The organism is Acidisoma sp. 7E03, assembly GCF_054665075.1.
This window is the reverse complement of sequence record NZ_BAAFHE010000001.1, coordinates 86,709-110,276: the sequence shown is the minus strand read 5'-3', so window position 1 is coordinate 110,276 and position 23,568 is coordinate 86,709. Positions and strand designations below refer to the sequence as shown.

Annotated in this window: 27 protein-coding genes; 10 read left to right on the top strand and 17 right to left on the bottom strand. The window is 66.3% G+C overall.

Going from position 1 to position 23,568, the window contains the following annotated elements; translation table 11 throughout:
- Positions 1-5: 5 nt before the first annotated feature.
- The 3 genes from ACYQ6W_RS00570 to ACYQ6W_RS00560 are packed head-to-tail and all read right to left on the bottom strand — an operon-like array spanning position 6 to position 2,409.
- Positions 6-1,004 (bottom strand): ABC transporter substrate-binding protein, encoded by a 999-nt coding sequence (locus tag ACYQ6W_RS00570; protein ID WP_459672887.1) that lies wholly within the window; start codon positions 1,002-1,004, stop codon positions 6-8.
- A 56-nt stretch (positions 1,005-1,060) separates the two neighbouring features.
- On the bottom strand, positions 1,061-1,876 hold the full coding sequence (locus ACYQ6W_RS00565; RefSeq protein ID WP_459672885.1) for an ABC transporter ATP-binding protein: 816 nt from the start codon (positions 1,874-1,876) through the stop codon (positions 1,061-1,063).
- The gene (locus ACYQ6W_RS00560) at positions 1,873-2,409 is read right to left on the bottom strand and encodes an ureidoglycolate lyase (RefSeq protein WP_459672884.1); all 537 of its coding nucleotides are present in this window, start codon (positions 2,407-2,409) and stop codon (positions 1,873-1,875) included. The genes ACYQ6W_RS00565 and ACYQ6W_RS00560 overlap by 4 nt, the downstream gene beginning before the upstream one ends.
- 184 nt (positions 2,410-2,593) lie before the next feature.
- On the opposite strand from ACYQ6W_RS00560, the gene ACYQ6W_RS00555 reads away from it, so the two are divergent.
- Positions 2,594-3,412, top strand: a complete 819-nt coding sequence (locus ACYQ6W_RS00555; RefSeq protein WP_459672883.1) for a creatininase family protein — start codon at positions 2,594-2,596, stop codon at positions 3,410-3,412.
- A 4-nt stretch (positions 3,413-3,416) separates the two neighbouring features.
- Here the strand turns inward: ACYQ6W_RS00555 and ACYQ6W_RS00550 are convergent, their stop codons facing one another.
- Positions 3,417-4,322 (bottom strand): LysR family transcriptional regulator, encoded by a 906-nt coding sequence (locus ACYQ6W_RS00550; protein ID WP_459672881.1) that lies wholly within the window; start codon positions 4,320-4,322, stop codon positions 3,417-3,419.
- 131 nt (positions 4,323-4,453) lie between these two features.
- On the opposite strand from ACYQ6W_RS00550, the gene ACYQ6W_RS00545 reads away from it, so the two are divergent.
- Positions 4,454-5,485 carry an aromatic ring-hydroxylating dioxygenase subunit alpha gene (locus tag ACYQ6W_RS00545; RefSeq protein WP_459672879.1) on the top strand — a complete coding sequence of 344 codons (1,032 nt, stop codon included), beginning with the start codon at positions 4,454-4,456 and terminating at the stop codon, positions 5,483-5,485.
- On the top strand, positions 5,482-6,837 hold the full coding sequence (locus ACYQ6W_RS00540; RefSeq protein ID WP_459672877.1) for a cytosine deaminase: 1,356 nt from the start codon (positions 5,482-5,484) through the stop codon (positions 6,835-6,837). Before ACYQ6W_RS00545 ends, ACYQ6W_RS00540 begins: the two co-directional genes overlap by 4 nt.
- Here the strand turns inward: ACYQ6W_RS00540 and ACYQ6W_RS00535 are convergent.
- The 7 genes from ACYQ6W_RS00535 to ACYQ6W_RS00505 form a co-directional block, all read right to left on the bottom strand.
- Positions 6,834-7,154 (bottom strand): EthD family reductase, encoded by a 321-nt coding sequence (locus tag ACYQ6W_RS00535; protein ID WP_459672876.1) that lies wholly within the window; start codon positions 7,152-7,154, stop codon positions 6,834-6,836. The two genes, ACYQ6W_RS00540 and ACYQ6W_RS00535, sit on opposite strands and share 4 nt — an antisense overlap.
- Positions 7,155-7,240: 86 nt before the next feature.
- Positions 7,241-7,822, bottom strand: coding sequence for an NAD(P)H-dependent oxidoreductase (locus tag ACYQ6W_RS00530; protein ID WP_459673426.1), 582 nt, complete (start codon positions 7,820-7,822; stop codon positions 7,241-7,243).
- Positions 7,822-9,228 carry an FAD-binding oxidoreductase gene (locus ACYQ6W_RS00525; protein ID WP_459672875.1) on the bottom strand — a complete coding sequence of 469 codons (1,407 nt, stop codon included), beginning with the start codon at positions 9,226-9,228 and terminating at the stop codon, positions 7,822-7,824. The genes ACYQ6W_RS00530 and ACYQ6W_RS00525 overlap by 1 nt, the downstream gene beginning before the upstream one ends.
- Positions 9,229-9,239: 11 nt before the next feature.
- Entirely contained in the window at positions 9,240-10,025 is a 786-nt protein-coding gene (locus ACYQ6W_RS00520; RefSeq protein ID WP_459672874.1) for an ABC transporter permease, read from the bottom strand.
- Entirely contained in the window at positions 10,022-10,801 is a 780-nt protein-coding gene (locus tag ACYQ6W_RS00515; protein ID WP_459672873.1) for an ABC transporter ATP-binding protein, read from the bottom strand. The genes ACYQ6W_RS00520 and ACYQ6W_RS00515 overlap by 4 nt, the downstream gene beginning before the upstream one ends.
- Positions 10,802-10,823: 22 nt before the next feature.
- On the bottom strand, positions 10,824-11,840 hold the full coding sequence (locus ACYQ6W_RS00510; protein ID WP_459672872.1) for an ABC transporter substrate-binding protein: 1,017 nt from the start codon (positions 11,838-11,840) through the stop codon (positions 10,824-10,826).
- A gap of 164 nt (positions 11,841-12,004) precedes the next feature.
- Positions 12,005-12,670, bottom strand: coding sequence for a pyridoxamine 5'-phosphate oxidase family protein (locus ACYQ6W_RS00505; protein WP_459672871.1), 666 nt, complete (start codon positions 12,668-12,670; stop codon positions 12,005-12,007).
- A 74-nt stretch (positions 12,671-12,744) separates the two neighbouring features.
- Here ACYQ6W_RS00505 and pdxR point away from each other — a divergent pair, with 74 nt between their 5' ends.
- Positions 12,745-14,151, top strand: a complete 1,407-nt coding sequence (pdxR, locus tag ACYQ6W_RS00500) for a MocR-like pyridoxine biosynthesis transcription factor PdxR (RefSeq protein WP_459672869.1) — start codon at positions 12,745-12,747, stop codon at positions 14,149-14,151.
- Here the strand turns inward: pdxR and ACYQ6W_RS00495 are convergent.
- Positions 14,141-14,710: a TetR/AcrR family transcriptional regulator gene (locus ACYQ6W_RS00495; RefSeq protein WP_459672868.1), complete on the bottom strand. Its 570-nt coding sequence runs from the start codon at positions 14,708-14,710 to the stop codon at positions 14,141-14,143. The two genes, pdxR and ACYQ6W_RS00495, sit on opposite strands and share 11 nt — an antisense overlap.
- Before the next feature lie 158 nt (positions 14,711-14,868).
- On the opposite strand from ACYQ6W_RS00495, the gene ACYQ6W_RS00490 reads away from it, so the two are divergent.
- Entirely contained in the window at positions 14,869-15,810 is a 942-nt protein-coding gene (locus tag ACYQ6W_RS00490; protein ID WP_459672866.1) for an SDR family NAD(P)-dependent oxidoreductase, read from the top strand.
- A 4-nt stretch (positions 15,811-15,814) separates the two neighbouring features.
- Here ACYQ6W_RS00490 and ACYQ6W_RS00485 read toward each other — a convergent pair whose 3' ends face one another.
- A complete protein-coding gene (locus ACYQ6W_RS00485; protein ID WP_459672865.1) occupies positions 15,815-17,065 on the bottom strand; it encodes a D-amino acid dehydrogenase in 1,251 nt (416 codons plus the stop codon).
- A 26-nt stretch (positions 17,066-17,091) separates the two neighbouring features.
- A complete protein-coding gene (gene alr / locus ACYQ6W_RS00480; RefSeq protein WP_459672864.1) occupies positions 17,092-18,234 on the bottom strand; it encodes an alanine racemase in 1,143 nt (380 codons plus the stop codon).
- A 120-nt stretch (positions 18,235-18,354) separates the two neighbouring features.
- Between alr and ACYQ6W_RS00475 the strand changes: the two genes are divergently transcribed.
- Entirely contained in the window at positions 18,355-18,819 is a 465-nt protein-coding gene (locus tag ACYQ6W_RS00475; RefSeq protein WP_459672863.1) for an Lrp/AsnC family transcriptional regulator, read from the top strand.
- 144 nt (positions 18,820-18,963) lie between these two features.
- On the opposite strand, the gene ACYQ6W_RS00470 is transcribed toward ACYQ6W_RS00475, so the two are convergent.
- Both ACYQ6W_RS00470 and aptA read right to left on the bottom strand, forming a co-directional pair.
- Positions 18,964-19,410 carry a GNAT family N-acetyltransferase gene (locus ACYQ6W_RS00470; RefSeq protein ID WP_459672862.1) on the bottom strand — a complete coding sequence of 149 codons (447 nt, stop codon included), beginning with the start codon at positions 19,408-19,410 and terminating at the stop codon, positions 18,964-18,966.
- A gap of 119 nt (positions 19,411-19,529) precedes the next feature.
- Positions 19,530-20,861, bottom strand: coding sequence for an omega-aminotransferase AptA (gene aptA, locus ACYQ6W_RS00465; RefSeq protein ID WP_459672861.1), 1,332 nt, complete (start codon positions 20,859-20,861; stop codon positions 19,530-19,532).
- Positions 20,862-21,007: 146 nt separating this feature from the next.
- Here aptA and ACYQ6W_RS00460 point away from each other — a divergent pair, with 146 nt between their 5' ends.
- The 3 genes from ACYQ6W_RS00460 to ACYQ6W_RS00450 are packed head-to-tail and all read left to right on the top strand — an operon-like array spanning position 21,008 to position 22,666.
- On the top strand, positions 21,008-21,556 hold the full coding sequence (locus tag ACYQ6W_RS00460) for a cupin domain-containing protein (protein WP_459672860.1): 549 nt from the start codon (positions 21,008-21,010) through the stop codon (positions 21,554-21,556).
- Between the two features lie 40 nt (positions 21,557-21,596).
- Positions 21,597-22,148, top strand: a complete 552-nt coding sequence (locus tag ACYQ6W_RS00455) for a chromate transporter (RefSeq protein ID WP_459672859.1) — start codon at positions 21,597-21,599, stop codon at positions 22,146-22,148.
- The gene (locus ACYQ6W_RS00450) at positions 22,145-22,666 is read left to right on the top strand and encodes a chromate transporter (protein WP_459672857.1); all 522 of its coding nucleotides are present in this window, start codon (positions 22,145-22,147) and stop codon (positions 22,664-22,666) included. The genes ACYQ6W_RS00455 and ACYQ6W_RS00450 overlap by 4 nt, the downstream gene beginning before the upstream one ends.
- 2 nt (positions 22,667-22,668) lie before the next feature.
- Here ACYQ6W_RS00450 and ACYQ6W_RS00445 read toward each other — a convergent pair whose 3' ends face one another.
- Positions 22,669-22,995, bottom strand: coding sequence for an NIPSNAP family protein (locus tag ACYQ6W_RS00445; protein ID WP_459672856.1), 327 nt, complete (start codon positions 22,993-22,995; stop codon positions 22,669-22,671).
- A gap of 245 nt (positions 22,996-23,240) precedes the next feature.
- Between ACYQ6W_RS00445 and ACYQ6W_RS00440 the strand changes: the two genes are divergently transcribed.
- Positions 23,241-23,531 (top strand): hypothetical protein, encoded by a 291-nt coding sequence (locus tag ACYQ6W_RS00440; RefSeq protein ID WP_459672855.1) that lies wholly within the window; start codon positions 23,241-23,243, stop codon positions 23,529-23,531.
- Positions 23,532-23,568 lie beyond the last annotated feature (37 nt).

Sequence of the window (23,568 nt, the reverse complement as noted above, 5' to 3'; positions counted from 1 at the left end):
TCTCCTCAGAACTTCGGCATGCTCGCCTGTTCGAGGATCGAGGTCGTCAACAGCCCGTCGCCGGTCGGGATCACGGTCTTGGTGACGTCGGCGGCTTTCAGATTCTCCGCGGTCTCGACCCAGATCGCGGGATCGAGCCAAAGGATGCCCTTCTCCTTGGTGAGCGGGCTCGCCATGAACTTCACCTGCTGCTCGGCCTGGAAGATTTGCTGCGTGCGATCAAGTCCATCCACGAGATGGCTGTCGATGATCCAGTTCGCGGCGGCCTTGGGATCCTGATAGAAGCTCACCCAGCCCTTCGCCGTGGCGCGCAGGAACTTCACGAGCACCGCCTGATTGCCGGGCTTGTCGAAGAAGCTCTGCTTGACGAAGTAGGAATCGACCTGGGAGTTGAGGCCGTAATCACCGAGCGGCAGGATGGTGGTGGGCACACCGGCCTGTTGCACGATCAGCGGCTCGTTGAAGGCGAAGGTGGTGATTTCGCAGGCGATGCGGCCCGCGATGAGCAGCGAGACGTCGTTGGGGCCGATCGTCGTCGTCTTCACCTGGTCGAAGGGCACGTTGTTCTTGGAGAGAAAGAGCTTGTAATACGGTTCGGCGTTGACCTTTACACCGACGGTCTTGCCGACGAGATCGGCGGGTTTGGTGACGCCGCTATCCTTGCGGCAGGTCATGGCGAGCGGCTGGGTCTGGAACTGGCCAGCGAAGACCTTGAAGGCCTCGCCCTGGCCGATGCCGGCGAGGATCTGCTCGGGATTGGCGATGCCGATCTGCGCGATGCCGGCAGAGACCATTTGCACCTGATCGACACCCTGGCCCGCCGGGATGAGCGTGACGTCCAGCCCTTCCGCCTTGTAGTAGCCCTGCTTCAGCGCATATTCCGGGCCGTACATCTCGACGTCCGGGATATAGCCGAGCACGACGCGCAGCCTCGTCATGTCGGCGGCCTGGGCATGGCCTGGGCCGAAGCCGAGTGCTGCGACGCCCGCGAGCCATGCGGCCATCAAACTTTTTCGCAAACGCATGTGGGTTCCTCTTGATCGGGTCGGGGAAAGAAAGGTCATTCGCCCATGCTGTGGCCGAGGGCGTGGCGCACGTCCGATTCCAACTGGCCGAAGCGCGGATCGTCCCGCATCGCGGGCGTGCGACCATGGCCGAAGCCAATGTCGATCTGCCGGGTGATGCGGCCCGGCCGGGGAGACATGACAACCACCTTATCGGACAGGATGATGGCTTCCGAGATGGAATGGGTGACGAGCAGAAGCGTCGCGCCGGTTTCCTCCAGAATGCGGAGGAGTTCGAAGTTGAGCCGGTCGCGCAGCAACTCGTCCAAGGCGCCGAAGGGTTCGTCCATGAAGAGATAGGCGGGTTTCAGCGTCAGTGCGCGGGCGATGGCGGCACGCTGGCGCATGCCGCCCGAAAGTTCGGAGGGATAGGCTTTCTCGAAACCCTTGAGGCCGACCATCTCGATCGCCTCTTCCGCGCGGCGGCGGCGTTCCGCCTTCGGCACGCGGGCGACCGCGAGGCCGAGTTCGACATTGGCGAGCACGCGGCGCCACGGCAGCATGACGGCGCTTTGGCTGACGAGCGCGAAGCGCCGCTGGGCGCGCGCCTCCGCCGGCGTGAGGCCGCCGAGCAAGGCCTGGCCGCCGGTCGGCTGCACGATGTCGGAAAGGATGCGCAGCAGCGTCGATTTGCCACAGCCGGAGGCGCCGATGAGAGACACCCAGGAGCCGGCGGGAATCTCCAGATTGCAGCGGGTGAGCGCATGCGTCGTCTGCGGCCCGCGGCGATAGATCATCTCCACGTCCTGGATGGAGATACCGTCCGCCCTGGCGCGGCGTGGCGGCGCGGTTCTGGCCAAAGTCTCGCTCATGCGCCCGTCTGCAAGGTGAGGGCGAGGCCGAAGGTTGCCGCGAGATCGCAGGTCTCGTGATCGACGAGGTTGGTGTCTTCAAGCTCGAGGTTGAAGAAGCTCATCTGCGCTGGCTCGAAATAGGGGCCGGCATGCCAGGTGCCGCGCGACAGCAAGACAGCGACGGTGCCGGGGATGCGGAAAGCGCGGATGGCGGCGGGATCCGGTGTGGGGCCGTCACCGGGCGGGGCGACCGCCAGCAGCCACTCTCCGCCGCCGACGGAGGCGAGCACCTGCGTCGCGCGGGAATGGCGGGTGATGCGCGTGATGGTGAGCGGCCGATGGTCCAGCGCCATGATGTAGAAGCGCGGGCGGCCATCCGAGAGGTCCAGCGCACGGTCCACCTCTGGGTCCGGCGCGCCGTCCGGCATCGGCTGCACGAGCTTGCCGAAAGGGGCGAAGGCCGCAGCGGTGATGGGCTCGAGCATCAGGCTTTCGCGCAAAATCTGAGCAGGATGATGCGTCTGAACCGGTTCTGGCGGTGCCTGTGCCATGCTGAGCCTCATGGTGTGCCGTCGATTTGGGCAGGTGTAGGCATGCTCTGACAGTCCGCACAAAAAAGGAACAATCTTTTTGTGCACGATGTGATGCCTATTTGGCAGCGGTCAGCGCCCAAAAAGCATCGTATGGAGGTGCAGTCGCGGGCCCTGTGTCCGCTCGAACAGGAAGGCCGGACCGATGACGTTGCTCTCCTCGCACTGGTGGTGGGATCTTTCGACCCGGGAATTCGCAGCCCTCGACATGAGTCGCATCGTGGGTGTGCTGCCGGTGGCCGCGGTGGAACAGCATGGGCCGCATCTGCCGGTGAAAGTGGATGCAGCGATCAACGCCGGGATCGTGGCGCGCGCGGTGGAGCTGATGCCGCCGGATTTCCCCGCGCTCGTTCTGCCCATGCTGCCCATCGGCAAGTCCAACGAACATCTCGCTTTCCCCGGCACGCTCACGCTGCCGCACGATCTGCTGGCGCGGCTCTGGTTCGAAGTGGCGAAAAGCGCCTGGCGCGCCGGCTTGCGGCGCATCATCCTGCTCAACTCCCATGGCGGGCAGCCGCAGGTGATGGAGATCGTCTGTCGTGAGCTGCGCGTGGAGCTCGGGATGTTCGCCGTTGGCGCCAGTTGGTTCCGCACCATCGACAGCAGCGACCTCTACAGCCAGGCCGAGTTGAAGCACGGCATCCATGGTGGCGAGGCCGAGACCTCGGTGATGCTGCATCTCCACCCCGCGCAGGTGCGCATGGAGTTTGCCGAGGATTTCGTGCCCCGTTCGGTTGCGATGGAGACGACCAATCGCCTGCTGACGCCCGAGGGCGGCGTGGGCTTCGGCTGGCAGGCGCAGGACCTCCACCCTTCCGGCGCCTGCGGCAATGCCGCGGCCGCCGATGCCGCACGCGGCGCCGTCCAGGTGGAGCGTGCGGCGCGGGCCCTGCTCGGCCTGATCGAAGAGGTGCGGGACTATCCGCTGGACGCGGTGACGCAGCGCACCGCCTACACCGGCTGAGCCTTCACCCGCCGGATGTCGCAAGGATAGCGGTGCGGATCTGCTCGGCCATCAGGCTTGTCAGCGCATCCACGCCGCGGTCGCGCCCGATGAGCATGAGCGTCTGCAGCCGGCCGTGCAGTTCGTGGACCGGAACATAGGCGAGCCGGCCGGCGCGCCGCTCCCACTCGATGTCGAAGGGGGTGAGGAAGGTAATGGCCTGGTCCAGCATGGCGGCGTGGCGCATCACCTCGATGGAATTGGTCTCGAGCGTCGGCTCCACCTGCAGCGAAGAGGCCGCCAGGGCTTCGTTGAGATAGGGGCGGATCGCCATGCCCTCTTCGGCGATGATCAGCGGGTAGTCCACGCAATCAGAAAGCCGCAGCTGGTGGCGGCCGGCGAGGGGATGATCCGGCGCCATGACGGCGCCGAGCCGGCCGATCCCGGAGGCGAGGACACGCAGGCCTGGCTCGCGCGGGAAATCGAAGCCGAGCCCGAGATCGGCTTCGCCCGCGCTGACCGCCGCCATGATCTCATGGCCCGAGGGCAGGAGGCGCAGGGTGAGTTTGACGCGCGGCGAGGTGCGCCGGAATTCGACGGCGATGCGCGGCACCATATTGGCGGCAAGGCCGCTCATGATGGCGAGGGTGATTTCGCCGCGGCGCAAACCCTTCAACTCCTCGATGCGGCGCTGCACCCGGTCCATCTCCTTCAGCGTCTGCCGCACGTGGCGGATCACGAGCTCTCCTGCGGCCGTCAGCATCAGCTTGCGCGGCAGGCGCAGGAAGAGCGGCGTGCCGAGTTCCGCTTCGAGGGCGAGAATCTGCCGGTTGATGGCGGACGAAGCGACGTTCAGGCGCGTCGAGGCTTTGCGCATGGAGCCCGTGCGCGCCACTTCGTCGAGATAGTGGAGCAGGCGGCTGTGCAGCATGAGGAGGGCTCTCTCTTGGGCAGCGGTGTGCGCGCATTTAGGCAGCGCTGATCGTCCCCAGCAATGCTTTTTCGGCTCGCATCCCCCGCGGATTTCGGGGCAGGATGGAGCGGCCCGGACAGGAGGATGCGATGCTGACGACGAAGCAAAAGGTGCTGCGGCGCTTCTGGTATCCCACGGTGCGGCTGGATGATCTCGCATCCGGGCCGAAGCCCTTCCGGCTGATGGGGGAGGATATCGTCGTCTTCCTCGCTGAGGACGGTACGCCCGCGGCGCTGGAAGACCGCTGCTGCCACCGCACCGCCAAACTCTCGAAGGGTTGGTGCGATGGCAATCTCGTCGTCTGTCCCTATCACGGATGGGCCTTCCAGCCCGACGGCGCGCTCGCCCGCATTCCGCAATACGACCCGGAGACGCCCTTTCCCAAGCACCGCGTGCGTGCCTTCCATGCCGCCGCGCGCTACGGCTATCTCTGGGTGGCGCTCGACGATCCCATCGCGCCCATCTTCGAGATTCCGGAGGATGGCGCGTCCGGCTACCGCCGCATTTTCCAGTTCTACGAAAGCTGGAACACGGCGCCGCTGCGGCTGATGGAAAACTCCTTCGACAATGCGCATTTCGCCTTCGTTCATTCCGGCACCTTCGGCGACATGAAGCAGCCTAAGCCGCGCGTCTATGAGATCGAGGAGATTGACTACGGCTTTAAGGCGACGACGGTGGTGGACATCCTCAATCCGCCGGCAGCCCATGCGGTGACAGGCACGACCGATCCCACCACCACGCGCAGCATGGTCAACCACTGGTATCTGCCTTTCGCCCGGCGGATGGACATGACCTATCCGAGCGGCATCCGGCATATCATCATCAACGTCGCGACGCCCGTGGAAGACGGCCGCATCCAGCTCGTCCAGCTGCTCTACCGCAATGACCGCGAGGAGGATTGCAGCACCGAAAAGCTCATCGCCTGGGATGCGACGATCGTGCACGAAGATCGCGAGATTCTTGAATCGACGAGCCCCGACGCGATCCTGGACGTGCAGCGCAGGCTGGAGGCGCATATGCCCTCGGACCGGCCGGGCCTGATCATGCGCAAGCGGCTCTTGCACCTTCTCGAAGCGCATGGCGAGACGGAAGTGACCTTGGACTATGAGGCAGCCCGATGATGCCCTTCGTCCTTCCGCAAGCCAGCACCTTCTGGCTGCGCAACGCCGCCGTGCCCGCCGGCACGGTGGAGGCGCCTCTGCCGCCGCCGCGCCATGGCTATCTGAACGGCGTCGATATCCTCATCGAGGATGGGCGGACTGCCGCCGTCGTGCCGGCCGGTGCCGGTGCCGGTGAGGGCGTGGATCTTCAGCGCCGCATCCTCTTCCCATGCTTCGTCGACATGCACACGCATCTCGACAAGGGGCATGTGGTGGCGCGCACGCCCAATCCGGATGGCAGCTTCACCGGCGCGCTGAATGCGACGGGTGCCGACCGCGTGGCCTTCTGGACGGCGGAGGACATCGCACTCCGCATGGAGTTCGGGCTGCGCTGCGCCTATGCCCATGGCGTCGGCGCCATCCGCACGCATCTCGATAGTTTTCCGGGGCAGGCCGAGATTTCCTGGGGTGTCTTCCGGGAGATGCGGGCACGGTGGCAGGGGCGCATCGCGCTGCAGGCCGTGGCGCTCACCACCATCGACCAGTTTGCGACGCCCTTCGGCGCGGAGCTTGCGAACCTCGTTGCCCGGTCCGAGGGCATTCTCGGCGCGGTGACGCGGCTGTCCGGCGTCGATCATGGTGCCATCGCGGAGATCGACCAGCTGCTTGACCGGCTCTTCGCGGAAGCCACGCGGCATGGGCTGGACGTCGATCTGCATGTCGATGAAACCGATGATGTGGCAGCCTTCACCCTGCCGCGCATCGCCGCCGCCATCGAGCGCAGCGCGTTCCGCGGCAAAGTGACCTGTGGTCATTGCTGCAATCTGGCGCTGCAGCCTGAGGCCGCGGCGGCGGAGACCATCGCGCATCTCGCCCGCCTCGGCGTGACGGTGGTGACGCTGCCCTCCGCCAACATGTATCTGCAGGACCGCCATGCCGGGCGCACCCCGCGCTGGCGTGGCGTCACCCTTGCCCATGAGCTGCGCGCCGCCGGCGTGCCCTTTGCGGTCGCGACCGACAACTGCCGCGACGCCTTCGTGCCCTATGGGGACCACGACACGCTGGACAGTTTCCGCTTCGCCCTGCGCGTCTGCCATCTGGACCACCCTTATGGCGATTGGGCGGCGAGTATCACGGCGACACCGGCGCGGACGATGGGGCTCGCCGATTGCGGCCTCATCGCGGTCGGCCGCAGCGCCGATCTGGTGCTGACCCGGGCGCGGAGCTTCGATGAACTCGTCTCCCGTCCTCAGGCGGATCGCATCGTGCTGCGTGCCGGCCGCGCGATCGACCAGACCTTGCCGGATTACGCCGAGCTCGACGGCCTCACGGCCGCCACGCCGCGCACGCTGGAAGGGCCGACGGCCGCCTAGCGGGTCGCGCGCAGATGGATCGGCATGAGGTCCGTGAAGACGCCGACATCGGCGGCGATGCCCGGCATGTCCGGTGAGGCCATACAGGCGGCGAAGGCCGCTTCGTCCCGGTAGCGGCATTCGCAGATGGCGATGGTGCCGCTGTCCTCTGTCGCGGGGAAGAAGGCTTGAGCGCTGACGAGGCCGAGTGGTCCGAAGCTCCGCCGCAGCATCGGCAGATGCTGCGCGACGTAATAGGCACGATCGAAGCGTGACTCCGCACGGCCGTGATAGGTGACGAACATGATCACCTCGCCGTTCCGCCCGTATTCCGACATGCCCTGACGCCTTCCACTCCGGTTGACCGCGAGGCTGGACCGCTTCTGCGGCGCTTTGAAGGCAGGCGGACGCGGGGCAGGGCGGCTTAGAACGCGGCCATTCGCCGCTCCACCAAAGCGAGATGGGTCGCGCGCTCGGTCTCCGTCGCGCGGTTGAGGTCGTAGAGCGCCAGATGCTCCACCGGCGCACCGGGGCGGATCGTCACGCGCAGCACACGCGTCACCAGCTTGCGGGGCGGATCCCCGGCGAGAGCCGCGCGCAGACGGTTGCCACCATAGGTCATGCAGGCGGTCAGTTTGCCGATGTTGTGGAGGATGGGGCGCACGCGGCCGTCGATGATGTCGAAGGAAACGCCAGGCAGGAAGACCCGATCGAAATAGCCTTTCAGCATGGCGGGAAAGCCGAAATTCCAGACGGGGGAGACGATGACGAGCGCATCCGCCGCGCGCAACCGGGCGACGTAATCGGCGACCGGCGCCGTATTCTCCGGCACGTCGTGATAGGCGATGCGTTCGGCCCGCGTGACCACCGGCTGGAAGCCTTCGGCGTAGAGATCGCAATCATCCACGACGTGGCCGGCCCGGCGCAAGCCGCGCAGCGCGGCCTCGTGCACCGCCGCGTTGAAGCTGCTCTCGACGGGATGGCAATAGAGCAGGAGAACCTTCATCACGCGGCCGGTGCGCTGAAGAGATAGGGGCGGGGGTCGGAGAAATCGAAAACAGGATCGTCCCAGGCGATCATCTTGCCCGGGTTGAGCAGGCCCTTCGGGTCCACCGCGCGTTTGAAGGCAAGTTGGGCGGGATCGGAGCGTTTCATGCCGCCTTCCTCCAACGTATAGCGGTGGGGGTTGAAGACGAGGCAGCCGTTGTCTTCAAACAGGCGGATGATCTGGTCCAGCCGCTCTTCCGTGGTAAAGCGGATGAGCGGCAGGCCGGAACACACCACATGGCCATCGAAGCGGATGAATTCGAGATGCTCCATCATCTCTACGCCGAGGAGGTGGCCCATGCGGGCGACGGCCGCCAGATGATCGGGATAGGGGTAGAGCACCTGCAGATAGGTGAGTTGCGGCTCCACCCGGCGGGCGACGAGCGTGGTGTGGTTCCAGGTGAGTTCGAAGAGCGGGGGCAGGCGGGTGCTCTCCTCGGCCGCTAGGCCATCCGACCGGAAGGCGAGGCGCGCGTGATGGCGCTGCGCGAAGGCGAGTAGGCCGGAGAGGGCCTGCGGCGCCACCATGATCAGCACCGCCGCTTCGTCCGCGCCGATGAAGCGCCCATGCTGCGTGAAGAATCTTTGGCCGAGGCCCGGCGCCATGACGGCGAGTTCCTTGAGGAGCAGACCGTCTTCCCGGCCGAGGCTATCGGCGAAAGCGGCGGCTCGCGCCATCTGCGGGAAAGTGACGATCACGTCGACCCAGTCATAAGCGGTGGTGAGCGGCACGGTGCAGGAGGTGATGATGCCGTTGGTGCCATAGGCATGGGCGACACGCGCGATCTCGTCGCCCTCCAGCGTCAGAATGCGAGGCTCGGCTTCCATGGTGGCGACGCGCAGGCGGATGACGTTCCCGGTGTTGCGCAGGCCACCCCAGCGGATGGAGCCGACGCCGCCCGAACCACCGGCGATGAAGCCGCCGATGGAGGCGGTGCGGTGGGTCGAAGGAAACATGCGCAGCTCCTGCCCGGAATCGGCGCGGGTCGCAGCGTCGATGCGACCGAGCAGCGCGCCGGCTTCGGCCGTCACGAAACCCGGACCGATCTCGGTGATGGCGCAAAGATCGTGAAGATCGAGGATCATGCCGCCGGCGAGCGGCATGGCTTGGCCGTAATTGCCGGTGCCGGCCCCACGCGGTGTCACGGGGATGCCCAGGGCATGGGCCGCGGCCAGCGCCCGCAGCACCTCCGCTTCGGTCTTCGGTGAGACTACGACATCCCCGACCACATCGTCGAGCAGGCGTTTGAGGACGGGGGAATACCAGTAGAAATCGCGGCTCTTGCGGCGAACCAGGGCGGGGTCGTCTTCCACCGCCATGCCGGCGAGGCGCTCCTTCAAAGCGGCGAGGGTCTCGGGTGTCATACGGTGCTCCCTCAATTCTCCCGCCGCACGGCGCTTTCGTGCCAATGGCGGAGGGCCAGATATTCGACGGCGCTCATCACGGCGAAGATGACGATGCCGAGGGCGGAGAGCAGCCCGAGGGCTGCGAACATGCGCGGAATGTCGAGCCGGTTGCCGGCCTCGATGATGCGCCAGGCGAGCCCGGTTGCGCTGCCGCTTCCGGCGACGAATTCGGCGACCACCGCGCCGATGAGCGAGAGGCCGCCGGAAATCTTCATGCCCGCCAGGATATAGGGCAGGGCGGCCGGAAACTGGATTTCGGTGAGGATGCGGAAGCGCGAGGCGCCGTAGAGCTGCATGAGGTTGCGCAGGTTGTGGTCGGTCGAGCGCAGGCCGAGGGTGGTATTGGAGAGCACGGGAAAGAAGGCGACGATCCAGGCGAGGATCAGCAGCGCCACGCGCACATTGTCATAGCCCACCCAGATGATGATGAGGGGCGCAATGGAGACCACAGGCGTCACCTGCAGGATGACCGCATAGGGAAAGAAGGCGGTGGCGATCCAGCGCGATTGCGCGAAGAGCACGGCGAGCGCCACCCCGCCGATGACGGCCGCGAGGAAGGCCTCCACCGTCACTGTCAGGGTGAACCACAGCGATGCCATGAGGCTCCAGAAATCGTCGATGAAGGCGTGCCAGATCAGGCTCGGCGCCGGTAGCACGAATTTCGGCACGCCGAGCACGGTGACGAGGACCTGCCAGGCGCCGAGGAAGAGGAGGCCGACGAGCAGCGGTAGCAGGATCTGCAGGGGGCGCGTCATCGCGGCTCCATCGTCGCATGCAGCGCCGCTGAGACGTGGCGGCAATAGGCGTTGTAGCTTTGGCTCATGCGAAACTCTTCGCTCCGCGGATAGGGCTCGTCGATGCGGATGTCAGCCGTCACGCGGCCGGGCCGCGCGCCCATGACGATGATGCGGTTGGAGAGATAGACCGATTCATAAACGCTGTGGGTGACGAAGATGACCGTCCAATTCTGGCCAGCCCATGTTGCCAACAGATCATCGTTCAGCTTGAAGCGGGTGATTTCGTCGAGCGCCGCGAAAGGTTCGTCCATCAGCAGAACGGAAGGCCGCGTGATGAGTCCACGCGCGATGGAGACGCGCATCTTCATGCCGCCTGAGAGTTCCCGCGGATAGGCACGGGCGAAGGCGCCGAGGCCGACCTGTTCGAGCGCCGCCATCACCCGGGGCGTCGCATCCCGCTTCGACAGCCCCTGCAGCTTGAGCGGCAGATAGACATTGGCGAAGACCGTCGCCCAAGGCATCAGCGTCGGCTCTTGGAAGATGAAGCCCAGGTTGCGGTCGGCCCTGGCATCCGGCCATGCGATGCGGCCGGAACTGACCGCCCCGAGGCCTGCGATGAGGCGCAGTAGCGTCGATTTGCCACAGCCCGAGGGCCCGAGCAGGCTCACGAATTCGGCACGGCCGATGTCCAGACTGACGTCGGCGAGGGCCGTGACGCCATTGCCGTAGGTTTTGGTGACGCCATCGAGAGCGATGAGCGGAGGGGCAAGATCGGCGGGCAGGTGGCTGTCCATCGTCAGACGCTGCGGTGCGCCGTCATTTCTGCGCCAGTTTCAGGCTGAGGCCCTTGTTGACGAAGCGCAGCGTATAGGCCGCCTTGTAGTCGAGGCTGGTGGGATAGACGCCTTCTTTGGACATGACGTCGAAAAAGGATTTCCAGCGCGCATCCGTCATGGCGCCGATGCCGAACTGAGCCGCGTCGCCGCCCTCGATCATGCCCTCCTTCTTCATCGTCGCGATGGCATAGGCGATCACGCCGTCATTCTCGTCCGGGTCGTCTTTCTTGATCAGCGCATTGGCCGGCCCAGGATCACCGTGCAGATACTCGTACCAGCCTTCGATGCTGGCATCGACGAACTTCTGAACGACGTCCGGATGTTGATCGACCATCTTCTGGCTGACGAGGACGAGCGAGGCGTAGGACGGATAGCCGTAATCCGCGAAGAGATAGACCTGCGGGGTAAAGTGGCCCTGCTGCTCCACGAGATAGGGTTCTGAGGAGACGTAGCCCTGCTGGATGGCGTTCTTGTTGACCAGGAAGGGCGCCATGTTGAAGGTGTAGGGGCGGATCTGGGAATCCGTGAAGCCATATTTGGCCTTGAGCCACAGAAAGAAGTTGTTGGCTGCGGAGGCCGCGATCATCACCGGCTTGCCACGGATGTCGCCCAGGGTTTTGATGTCGTCCCGCGGATGCGTCATCAAGCATTGCGGGTCTTTCTGCGAGACGGCCATCACCGCCACGGCATGGGCACCAGCCTGCACCAGGCTCAGCGGGCCGAAGCTGTTCGAGCCGAGGGCGAAGTCGACTGCGCCGGCCGCCAGCAGCTGCATGTTGTCGACACTCGGGCCGCCTTGACGGATGGTGACGTCGAGTCCCGCCTTCTTGTAGAGGCCGAGGGCCAGGGCCTCGTAGAAGCCGCCATGCTCGGCCTCCGCCTTCCAGTCGGTGACGAAGGTGATTTTCGTGTCAGCGGCGGAGGCCCGGCCGAAAGGCCAGGCCAGCAGCATGGTGGAAAAGGCGGCAAAGGCGGCGCTGCGGACGAGTCCATGCATCCAGATCGCTCCTGCTCAGGCGAGAGTCGTTCCGGACAAGCCTCAAATTTAAGCAAATATGGTTCGGCTCGTCCTCTCACGCGAAGTGCAGCATAAATCTTGTGCAGACCTGAAGCATCAAAATTTGCGCGTTCCGCTGCCTTTCCGAGAGCGCTCCGCCCTCATCAGCGGAGCCGGCCGGAGGCGATCAGATCGGCGAGCGGGCCGGGCAGAGAGCAGTCGGGCGGCAGTTCCGCCGCCGGCTCGGCTGCCGCCAGGGTGGTGCGCATGGGAATGACACCGGCCCAGACCGGATAAGCGCTTTCCTCGGCGTCGCCCGGCCCGCCATCGCGCGTCTTCACCGCCGCCTCCTCGATCTCCATCACGAGCACGGTCGTCGCCTTCAGCTCCTGCGCCGTCATCGGCCGCAGCGTTTCCCACCGGCCGGGGAAAAGCCCGTCGGTGAAATGGCGCAGCGCCGCCTCCGCCTCCGTCGCGTCCTCGATCAGCCGCGCGGTGCCGAAGGCCATGACGGAGCGGTAGTTGACGGAGTGGTTGAAGGCCGAACGCGCCAGGACATAGCCATCCATCAGGCTGACCGTGACGCAGACCGGCATGTCGACCGCGCGGCGGAGGAAGCGGCTGGCGGAGGAGCCGTGCCAGTAAAGGCGGTTCTCGTGCCGCCAATGCAGCGTCGGCGTCACATAAGGCGCGCCGTCGATGACGTAGCCGACATGGCAGAGCGGGGCGGCATCGAGCACGGCGTAGACGGCCGCCTTGTCGTAGCGGCCGCGGTGATGCTCGCGCTTCACCCGGTTGCGGGGCGTTACCGGAAAGGTCGTGTCGGACATCGTCTCAGCTCCTCAGAGGATGCCAGTATTCCCGTCATCCGGTATGGTGATCAGCTCCAGTTGATCGAAAACGGGTGGACCAGTTGAAGACGAAGGAGGTCGCGGCCCCGCTCGCCTTGGATCGGGCGGCGGGAGATCTGGAGGGGCAGGTCTATCGCGGGCTGCGCAGCCGCATCCTGAGCGGCGCCCTGGCGGCGGGCCAGGCGGTTCCCTCCACGCGCGCGCTGGCGGCCTCCCTCGGCCTCGCCCGCGCCACCGTCCTTGCCGCCTATGAGCGGCTAAAGGCGGAAGGTTTCCTCGAAGCGCGGCCCGGGGGCGCCACCCGTATCGCCGCCATCGCGACCCCGCTCGGGCGCGATCAGCGCCGTGCCGCGCCGCGCCGCCTGGAGAGTGAGGCGCCCACGCTGCCGCTCACCCCCGGCGTGCCGGATCTCGCCTCTTTCCCCCGCGCGCTCTGGGGCCGGCTGCTCGCGACGCGCGCCCGGCGGATGGGCGCCGAGGCGCTGGGCTATGGCGCGCCGCTCGGCCTGCCGGCGCTGCGGGACGCGATCCTCGGGCACATTGCGATCAGCCGTGGCGTCGCGGCCGAGCCCGAACAGCTCTTCCTCTTTCCCTCCACACGCATGGCGATTGCGATCCTCGCCCGGCTGACGCTGACGCGGGGGGATACGGCCTGGATCGAAGAGCCGGCCTATCCTAGTGCCCAGCGCCTCCTGGCCGAGGCCGGCGCGCGCCTGGTGCCGCTGCCCTGCGACGAAGCGGGCCTCCGGCTGGAGGCGCAGGCACCGCCGCCGCGGCTGATCTACGTCACGCCCTCGCATCAATACCCGACGGGGGTGACGATGAGCCTGCCGCGCCGGCTCGCGTTGCTGGAGGCCGCACAGCGCCATGGCGCGCTGATCCTGGAAGATGATTACGACGCCGAGTTCCAGTTCGACGGCCGGCCGATCGCAGCCCTGCAGGGGATCGATCGTGCCGGCACGGTCGCCTATCTCGGCACTCTCGCCAAGACCATGGCGCCCGGCCTCCGCCTCGCTTATGCGGTGGTGCCGCTGCCGCTTTGTGCGCCGCTCGCCAAGATGATGCGGCTGCAGGGTCTTGCCGTGCCGATGCATGTGCAGGCGGCGTTTCTGGAGTTTCTGCGCGAGGGGCATTTCCGCGCGCATCTGCGCCGCATGACGCCACTCTATGCCGCGCGCATGCAGGCCTTTCGGGCCGCGGTGCAAGAGGTTTGCGGCTCTCGGATCGCGGTCGGGCCCGGCACCGGCGGCTTGCAACTCGCGCTCTGGTTTCGGGATGGGACCACCGAAGACGAGCAGATCGCGGCGACACTGCGGACCCGCGGCTATGGGCCGCAGCCGCTTTCCGCCATGCATCTGGGGCTGGCGCGGCCTGGCCTGCTCTGCGGCATTGCCGGCCTGATGCCGGAGGCGGCACCCGCCGCCGCGCGCGCCATCGCCCAGGCGCTCGTCAGCGGCTGAGCCCGTCCACCAGCACGTCCACCATCCGCGTGGCACTCGCCTGCCAGTCCGGCATGCTCATGCCATAGGCGAGGCCGATGAGGGCGTTGAGCAGATCCAGCGGTTCGACGTCGGCACGCACGCCGCCCGTGGCGCGGGAGCGATCCAGCAGCAGCGTCACCGCTTGGGTGATGCGCGGGCCCGAGGCGGCATAAAGCTCGGCCGGGCCGCCCGGGATCGCGTTGAGGGCCGGCGCGATGACCTTCTTCGTCGCGATATAGTCGACGAAGAGGAGCATCCAGGCGCGCAGCGCGTCCTGCGGCGGATGGCGTTCCAACAGCACCGCCGCCGATTCCGCCAACTGCTCCACGCCACGGCGGTAGACGTCCGCGATGATCGCGTCGCGGTTCGGGAAATGCCGGTAGAGCGTGCCGATGCCGACCCCGGCGCGGCGCGCGATCTCCTCTAGGCTGACGTCTGGCCCTTCGGCCGCGAAGGCGTCGCGGGCGACTTCCAGGAGCTTTTCCCGGTTGCGTTGGCTGTCGGCGCGGGGCTTGCGCGGCGTCTTGGGCAGGGTCACGTCCGAATCTCTCTTGATAAACGGAGGAAACCTCCGTATATGAAGCGGAGACATCCTCCGCTTATATCAGGTGATGCCGCCGGGCAAATCAATTGACGGCGACGCGGCGGATGCAACTCCCGGGTCTCACGCAGACCGGACGACAACAGGAGACCATCATGGCTCAGACTTTTGGCGCGACCTCGACGACAGACGAGGTGCTGGCAGGCATCGACCTGACGGGAAAGCGCGTTCTGGTGACGGGCGTTTCGGCGGGATTGGGCGTGGAGACGGCGCGGGCGCTGGCTGCCCATGGTGCCGAGGTGATCGGCACGGTGCGGGATCTCGAGAAGGGGCGGCAGGCGACGGCGGGCATTCCCGGGATCACCCTGGTTGAGATGGATTTGGCGGAGCTCGCGAGCGTGCGGGCGGCGGCGGACCGGCTTGTGGCCGCAGGCGCGCCGCTCGATCTCGTCATCGCCAATGCAGGCGTCATGGCCTGCCCGAAGAGCGTCACGGCGGATGGTTTCGAGATGCAGTTCGGGACCAATCACCTGGGGCATTTCGTCTTCATCAACCGGATCGCTTCTCTGCTGCGGCCGGGTGCATGCGTCGTCAATCTCGCTTCCTCCGGCCATCGCTTTTCGGACGTCGATCTCGATGATCCGAATTTCGAGCATACCGAATACACCCCCTTCGGCGCATACGGACGGTCGAAGACCGCGAACATCCTCTTCGCTGTCGAGTTCGACCGTCGCCACCGCGATCGGGGCGTGCGGGCCGTCGCGGTGCATCCTGGCGGCATCCAGACCGAGCTTGGCCGGCATCTCGGCTACGACGAGATCGAGCAGCTCGTGAAGCAGGTGAACGAGCAGAACGCGGCGGCGGGCCTGCCGCCCTTCCAGTGGAAAACCATCCCGCAGGGGGCGGCCACCTCGGTCTGGGCCGGCGTCGTCGCCCCGGTGGAGGAGGTGGGCGGCCTCTATTGCGAGGACTGCCACATCGCCGAGCCGGAGAACAGCGATACGGCGATGCGCGGCGTGCGCGCCTATGCGCTGGACCCCGAGCGCGCCCGCGCCTTGTGGGCGAAGAGCGAGGCGATGGTGGGCGAGACCTTCTGACGCCTCACCGATAGCGGCCGATGGCATAGTCGCCGGGCGAGAGATCCGTCTTCTCGCCCGCGATGACCTGGGCGATGTGTCGGGCGGAGCCGCAGCTCATCGTCCAGCCCAGCGTGCCATGGCCGGTATTGAGGTAGAGGCCCTGCACGTGGGTGGCGCCTATGACGGGCGTGCCGTCCGGTGTCATCGGGCGCAGGCCGGACCAGAAGCTCGCTTTCGACAGATCCCCGCCGGGGAAGAGATCGCTCACCGAATGCTCCAGCGTGCGGCGGCGGGCGGCCGGCAGATCGGTCGTGAAGCCGGAAATCTCCGCCATGCCGCCGACGCGGATGCGATCGCCGAGCCGGGTGAGGGCGATCTTGTAGCTCTCGTCCATCACCGTCGATTCCGGTGCGCGCGCCGGATCGACGATGGGGATAGTGAGTGAATAGCCCTTCACCGGATAGACCGGTAGGCGAATGCCGAATTGCCGCGTGAGGAAGGGCGAGAAGCTGCCGAGGCAGACGACGACGGCGTCGCTCGCGATCGAGCCCTTGTCGGTCACGACGGAATCGACCCGCCCGCTGCTGGTTGCGATGCCCTTGATCGTCGTGCCGTAGCGGAAGGTGACGCCGAGGCTGCTGGCCTTCTCGGCCAGCGCATTGGTGAACTTGTAGCAGTCGCCGGTTTCGTCCTTCGGCGTCAGCAGGCCGCCCTTGATCTTCTCCCGCACATGGGCGAGCGCCGGCTCCACGCGGATGCAGCCCTCCGGGTCCAGCACTTCATAGGGAATGCCGTCCGCGGCCAGCGCCTTCACGTCCTTGGCGGAGGCTTCCACCTGTTCATCCGTGCGGAAAAGCTGCAGCGTGCCCTGCATGCGCTCGTCATAGGCGATGCCGGTTTCGGTGCGCACTTCGGCCAGGGCGGCGCGGCTGAGATCGGCCAGGCGCAGCATGCGGCCCTTGTTGACGGCGTAACGAGAGGCCGAGCAATTGGCGAGCATCTTCATCAGCCAGGAGAGCATGGCCCAGTCCGGCTTCGGCCGCAGGATGAGCGGCGCATGTTCCATGAACAGCCACTTCATCGCCTTCTGCGGCACGCCGGGCGCGGCCCAGGGGCCGCAATAGCCGAAGGAGACTTCGCCGGCATTGGCGAAGCTCGTCTCCAGCGCGGGACCGCTCTGCCGGTCCACGACGGTGACGGCATGGCCCGCCTTCGCGAGCTGGTAGGCGGTGGTCACACCGACGACGCCGGCGCCGAGCACGGTGATCTGCATGAGAGGTCCAGAAGCTTCCGAGGTTGTCAGCGATAATCCCGGCGATAGCGATGGCCGAGGCTGGTGAGAAATTCATAGGGGATGGTGCCGGCATCGGCCGCCAGCATCTCGATCGTCTGATGCGGGCCGATGACTTCGACGAGGCTGCCGAGATCGAGCCTGCCGGGCGGCAAGCTGGAGATGTCGACCGTCATGCTGTCCATGGAGACGCGGCCGAGAATGGGCAGGCGCCGCCCTTGGTAATAGACGGCGCCGCGGCCGCTGAGGGAGCGCAGCAGCCCATCCGCATAGCCGGCGGCAAGTGTGGCGATGCGCGTCTCGCCAGTCGTGACATGAGTGCCGCTGTAGCCCACGCGGGTGCCGGCCGGCACGGTGCGGGTCTGCACCACGGCGATGGAGAGGCTGACGACCGGCTCCATCGGGTTGTCCGCGCCGATATGGGGCGCGCCGCCATAGAGGGCGATGCCGGGGCGGGCGAGGGCGCCGTGGTACTCGGCGCCCATCAGGATGCCGCCAGAATTGGCAAAGCAGAGCGGGATGCCGGGAAATTCGGCGACGACGCGGCGCATCTCGGCCAGCTGATCGGCATTCTGTGCCGCGGTCGGCTCGTCGCCCGAGGCGAGGTGGCTCATGACGTAGAGAATTTCGAGCTCGGGGCTGGCGGCGATTTCGGCCGCGACGGCGGCGCGGTCTTCCGGCGGAAAGCCGAGGCGGGACATGCCGGTGTCGAACTGCAGTACGGCCGGCAGGCGCGTCCGCTCGATGCGGGCCTGGGCGCGCCAGCGGGCGAGCTGGGGCAGGGAGTTGATGACGGGAATGACGTGCGCAGCGGCGCAGCCGGCTTCGGCGCCCGGCAGCAGGCCGTTGAGCACGAAAAGCTGCGCATCCGCGGGCAGATGCGGCCGTAGCGTCGCCGCTTCGCCGTATTGGGCCACGAAGAAATGCCGGCAGCCAGCGGCGACCAGCACTTCCGCGACGCGCACCGCGCCGAGCCCATAGGCATCGGCCTTGACGACGGCCGAGGCACGGGCGGGCGCGACGCGGGCAGCGAGCTTTTCGTAGTTCCGCCTCAGCGCGGAGAGATCGATGGTGAGATAGCCGGGATAGCCTTCGGCCTCGCCATTCAGCAGCGTCCGCCAGTCGATGCTGTCCATGCCGTTTTCGCCCATGTGCCACTCCGATCCGCAGAGGTTAGGACAAGGATCATGGAAATTCACACGAATTCGTGCTTGAAACTGCAGCCGAACCGTGCCGAATGAAAGAATCTGCGACGGTTTGAAAGATCCTGCATGGCATCGCTCGACGCGATCGACCGCAACATTCTGCGTCTTCTGCGCGTCAATGCCCGCATGAGCAATGCGGCCCTGGCCGAGGAGGTGGGGCTATCCCCCTCCGCCTGTCTCAGGCGCATCAAGCTGCTGGAAAATACCGGCGTCATCCGCGGCTATACGGCGCTGGTGGAGACCGGCGCGAGCGGCCAGGGCATCGCCGTGCTCATCAACATCACGCTGGAACGCCAGACAGAGGATTATCTCAACCGCTTCGAAATGGCGGTGCGCAAGCATCCGGAAATCCAGGAATGCTATCTGATGACGGGTGGTTCGGATTACTTCCTGCGCGTCGAAGTGGCGAGCCCGGGGGAGTTTGAGCGCATCCACAAGGAGATTCTCTCCTCGCTGCCCGGCGTCTCTCGCATCCATTCCAGCTTTTCCATCAAGAACGTGCTGGCGACGCGGCCGAAGGGTCGGCGGTAGGGGGCTCTTCCGTCATGGCCGGGCCACGATTCGGCCATCAACCGGCTGGGCGCCAAAACGGGCAGACCCGCGGCATGAAGCCGCGCGTGACGAAGAAAGAAGCGCGTGAAGACCTAGCGAGCGCTCGCCCGACCAGGCCCCGCGTCAGCCTTCCAAATGGATGTTGGGCCGCGCGATTTCCATGAAGCGCCCAGGCTCCGCCAGCGGCGTGAAACCATACTGCGCATAGAGGCCGTGGGCGTCGGACGTCACCAGAATCCACCGGCGCAGGCCTTGCAGATCGGGATGAGCCGTCACCCGTTCCACCAACCGCTTCGACAGCCCCTGGCCGCGATGGGTTTCCAGCACGAAGACGTCGGCGAGAAGGGCGAAGGTCGCGCGGTCGGTCACGACCCGGGCGAGGCCCGCTTGCGCGCCGTGGTGATAGAGGCCGAAGCACAGCGAATGCTGCAAGGACCGCGCGACGAGATCGCGGGAAATGCCGCGGGCCCAATAGCTCTCCCCCGCCAGATAGCGGTGGATGGCCGCAAGATCGAGCCGTTCAGGATCGGTCGAAATCACGTAGCCTTCAGGCAGAAGCGGCAGGGTCATGGCAGGACTCCGGGCACAGACGGCCCGCGCAGGCGGCCGCATGCGGGCGCACGAGGGGAAGGCGTGAGGATGGGAAGAGAGACGGCGGACCGGTTTCGAAGAGCCGGTCCGCCGGAGCGTCAGGCGGTGCGCTTCAGAGCGTCACCTAGGACCGAAACGATCGTCTCGATATGCGACTTTTCGAGGATGAGCGGCGGCGAGAGGGCGATGATGTCGCCCGTCACGCGGACCAACAGGCCCTTGTGGAAGCAATCGACGAAGACGTCATAGGCGCGGGTGCCCGGCGCATCCGCGCGCGGGGCGAGTTCGATGGCGCCGACGATGCCGAGGTTGCGGATGTCGATGACGTGCGGATGGCCCTTCAGCGAATGCAGCGCTTCTTCCCAGAAGGGGGCGAGTTCGGCGCCGCGGGTGAGCAGGCCCTCTTCCTCATAGATCGCCATGGTGGCGAGGCCGGCGGCGGCCGCCACCGGATGGCCGGAATAGGTGTAGCCGTGGAAGAGTTCGATCGCCCCCTCGGGGCCCTTCATCAGCCCGTCATGCACGTGGCGGGCGGCGAAGACCGCGCCCATCGGCAGAGAGCCGTTGGTGATGCCCTTGGCGGTGGTGACGAGATCGGGCACCACGCCGAAGAAGTCGGTCGCGAAAGGCTTGCCGAGGCGGCCGAAGCCGGTGATCACCTCATCGAAGATGAGCAGGATGCCGTGCTTGTCGGCAATCGCCCGCAGCCGTTCGAGATAGCCCTTGGGTGGCAGGATGACGCCGGCCGAACCCGACATCGGCTCCACGATGACGGCGGCGATGGTCTCGGCGCCATGCAACTGCACCAGCCGCTCCAGATCATCGGCGAGGTCGGCGCCTTCCTCGGGCATGCCGCGGGTGAAGGCGTTCTTCGCGACGTCCAGCGTATGGCGCATGTGGTCGGCCGGGATCTGCGGGAAGACGCGGCGATTGTTGACGAGGCCACCGACCGAGATGCCGCCGAAGCCGACGCCGTGATAGCCCTTCTCGCGGCCGATGATGCGGGTGCGCGTGCCCTGGCCGATGGCGCGCTGATAGGCGATGGCGATCTTCAGCGCGGTATCGACGGATTCGGACCCGGAGCCGGTGAAGAAGACGCGATCGAGCTTCGCCTCCCGTCCGCCCGGCGCCATGGAGGCGAGCTTGGCGGCGAAGTCGAAAGCGACGGGATGGCCCATCTGGAAGGTCGGCGCGAAGTCGAGGCTCATGAGCTGGCGCTGCACGGCATCCGCGATCTGGCGGCGGGCATGCCCGGCATTGACGCACCAGAGGCCGGCGGTGCCGTCCAGCACCTTGTTGCCGTCGACATCGGTGTAGAACATGCCCTCGGCACCGGCGAGCAGGCGGGGGGCCGCCTTGAACTGCCGGTTGGCGGTGAAGGGCATCCAGAAATTGTCGAGAACGGGTGCGTTCGGGGTGATGTGGTTCACGGGGGCCTCCAATGGCGTCGCGGTGATGTCACGCTTTTCGCGACCGCAAAACAAGTCCCTTTCTTCCTTGTGATAACACATTGAAAAGGCGTGGGTGTTCTCGCTAGTGTAGCGATATATTCAACACTCGAAACAGGAGCCATGCGGTGACGGAGGATATTGGCGGCAGGCTTCGCTACCTGCGCATGGCGCGTGGCCTGTCGCAGCGTGAACTCGCCAAGCGGGCGGGTGTCACCAACGGCACCATTTCGCTCATCGAGAGCAATGCGACTAACCCTTCGGTCGGTGCGCTGAAGCGCATCCTGGATGCGATCCCGATCGGGCTTGCCGAATTCTTCTCCTTCGCGCCGGAACGGCCGCGCCAGGTCTTTTATGCGGCCGAGGAACTGACCGAGATCGGGAAGGGGCCCATCTCCTACCGCCAGGTGGGCCACAACCTCTTCGGCCGATCGTTGCAGATTCTTAAAGAATGCTATCAGCCGGGCGCCGATACGGGAAAGATCCTGCTGACCCATGAGGGGGAGGAGGGTGGCATCGTTCTCTCCGGCCGGCTGGAAGTGACGGTGGAGGACGAGCGGCGCATCCTGGGGCCGGGCGATGCCTATTCCTTCGAGAGCCGCCGGCCGCACCGATTCCGCTGCATAGGCCCGGTGCCTTGCGAGGTCATCAGTGCCTGCACACCTCCCAGCTTCTGAGCCGCTTGGTCGCGCGCCGCGAAGGGTCTAGAGCGGAGGCATGGAGCCACCCGGACCTCTGCGCCTCACCTCTTACACACTCTTCACCGCCTTCTTTCGCGCGGGGCTCATGGGTTTTGGCGGGGTGATGCCGATGGCGCGGCGGGTGCTGGTGGAGGAGCGGCGGTGGATGACGCCCGCCGAGTTCAGCGAGCTGCTCGCCCTTTGCCAGTTCCTGCCGGGCGCCAACGTCGCCAATATGTCGGTCATCTTCGGGTCGCGCGTCTGCGGCCCCTTCGGCAGCGTCGCTGCCCTGGCCGGGCTGCTGGGGGCGCCCGTCGCCATCGTGCTGGGCATCGCGACGCTCTATGCCCAGTATGGCGATGATCCGCCGGTGCGGCATCTGGTGACCGGGCTGTCGGCCGGGGCCGCCGGCCTCATCCTCGCGACTGCTTTGAAGATCGCGGCACCCCTCCGCACCTCCCTTTGGCGCCTCGCCGTGCTGGCCGCGGCCTTCGCCGCCCTCGGCCTGCTGCGCCTGCCCTTCCTTCCGAGCCTTGGCGTGCTCGCGGTGGCAAGCGTCGGGCTTGCCAATTGGCGGCTCGGCGAATGACGCCGCTTCTCGCCCTGGTGCTGATCTTCGGCGAACTCTCCTTCCTCGCCATCGGCGGTGCTTCCACAACCTTGCCGGCGATGGAGCGGGCGGTGGTGCATCAGCAACATTGGATGAGTGCGGCGGAGTTCGTGCGTCTCTACGCATTGGCGCAGGCGGCACCGGGCCCGAATGTACTGGCCGTCACCCTCTTCGGCTGGCAGGTGGCCGGGATTGCGGGCGCCATCGCCGCGACCTTCGCCTTTCTGCTGCCCGCCTGCAGCCTTGCTTACGGCGTCGGCCACCTCTGGGTACAATTTCGCGATCGGCGCTGGCGGCGGGTGGTGCAGGCGGGGCTGGTGCCTGTCACCGCCGGGCTGATGCTGGCGGCGGCCTTTCTGCTTGCGCGTGGTGCTGCCATCGATTGGCGCGCCGGCCTGCTGACGCTGCTGGTGGCCGCGGGATGCCTCTTCACCAAGAGGCATCCGCTCTGGTACCTCGGCGCGGCCGCGCTCGCCGGCTTCCTGGGCTTCTACTGAGCCTACTTTACGCTGGAAAAGCTCGTCGGCATCAGGAACTGGTTGGAGATTGAGGCGACGATCGGCGCGTCCTTCTCGGTCTCGTTGCGCTGCGCCACCCAGTCCGGATCGGCGGCGAACGCGTTCCACTTCTGCTCGCGCTCGGCGAGACTTTCCCAGGCCAGCATATAGGTTAGCGTCGCCGTGGACTCGCCCACCAGCGTCGTCCAGAAGCCGGCCTGGCGAATGCTGTAACGGGCGAAGAAGCCGAGGGTGATGGTCTCGAAGCGGCGGAGCAGGGCGGGCAGGCGGCCCGGCAGGCAGTGATAGACGCGCATTTCGTAAATCACGATGATCTGTCCTCATCTGGTGCTGGCGCCGTATGGGCCGGGGAGTGGCGCCGTCTGGGACGGAGCCTCGCCTGTCTCGCGGAGGAGGGCAAGAGTTGCGCCGAGCGCATCTCTCCGTCGGAGGTATGACTAACATTTAGGCGAGGACGGTTATGTTGCGACGCAACAGAGACTATCTCCCGGATCAAGCAGACGGCGTGTCCGTCCGGAAGCTTTCCGGCTTCTGTCAGATTCAGGAGATGATGATGAAACACCTTCTTATGGCGGCCGTGACCGCGGCCAGCCTTGGCTTGACCGGCGCGGCGATGGCGGAAACGCCGGTCGTGCATCACGCGCAGGCTCCGGAAGTCGCCCGCAACTCGAACGTCCTGCCGAGCCAGCGGCCGGCCTATCTGGCACGGAACTCGAACGTTCTGCCCAGCCAGCGCCCAGCCTATCTCGCACGGAACTCGAACGTGCTGCCGAGCCAGCGCCCGGCCTATCTGGCGCGGAACTCCAACGTTCTGCCGAGCCAGCGCCCGGCCTATCTCGCCTAAGCGCGGGTTCCCGCACTGACGAAAGGCCGGTCCTCTG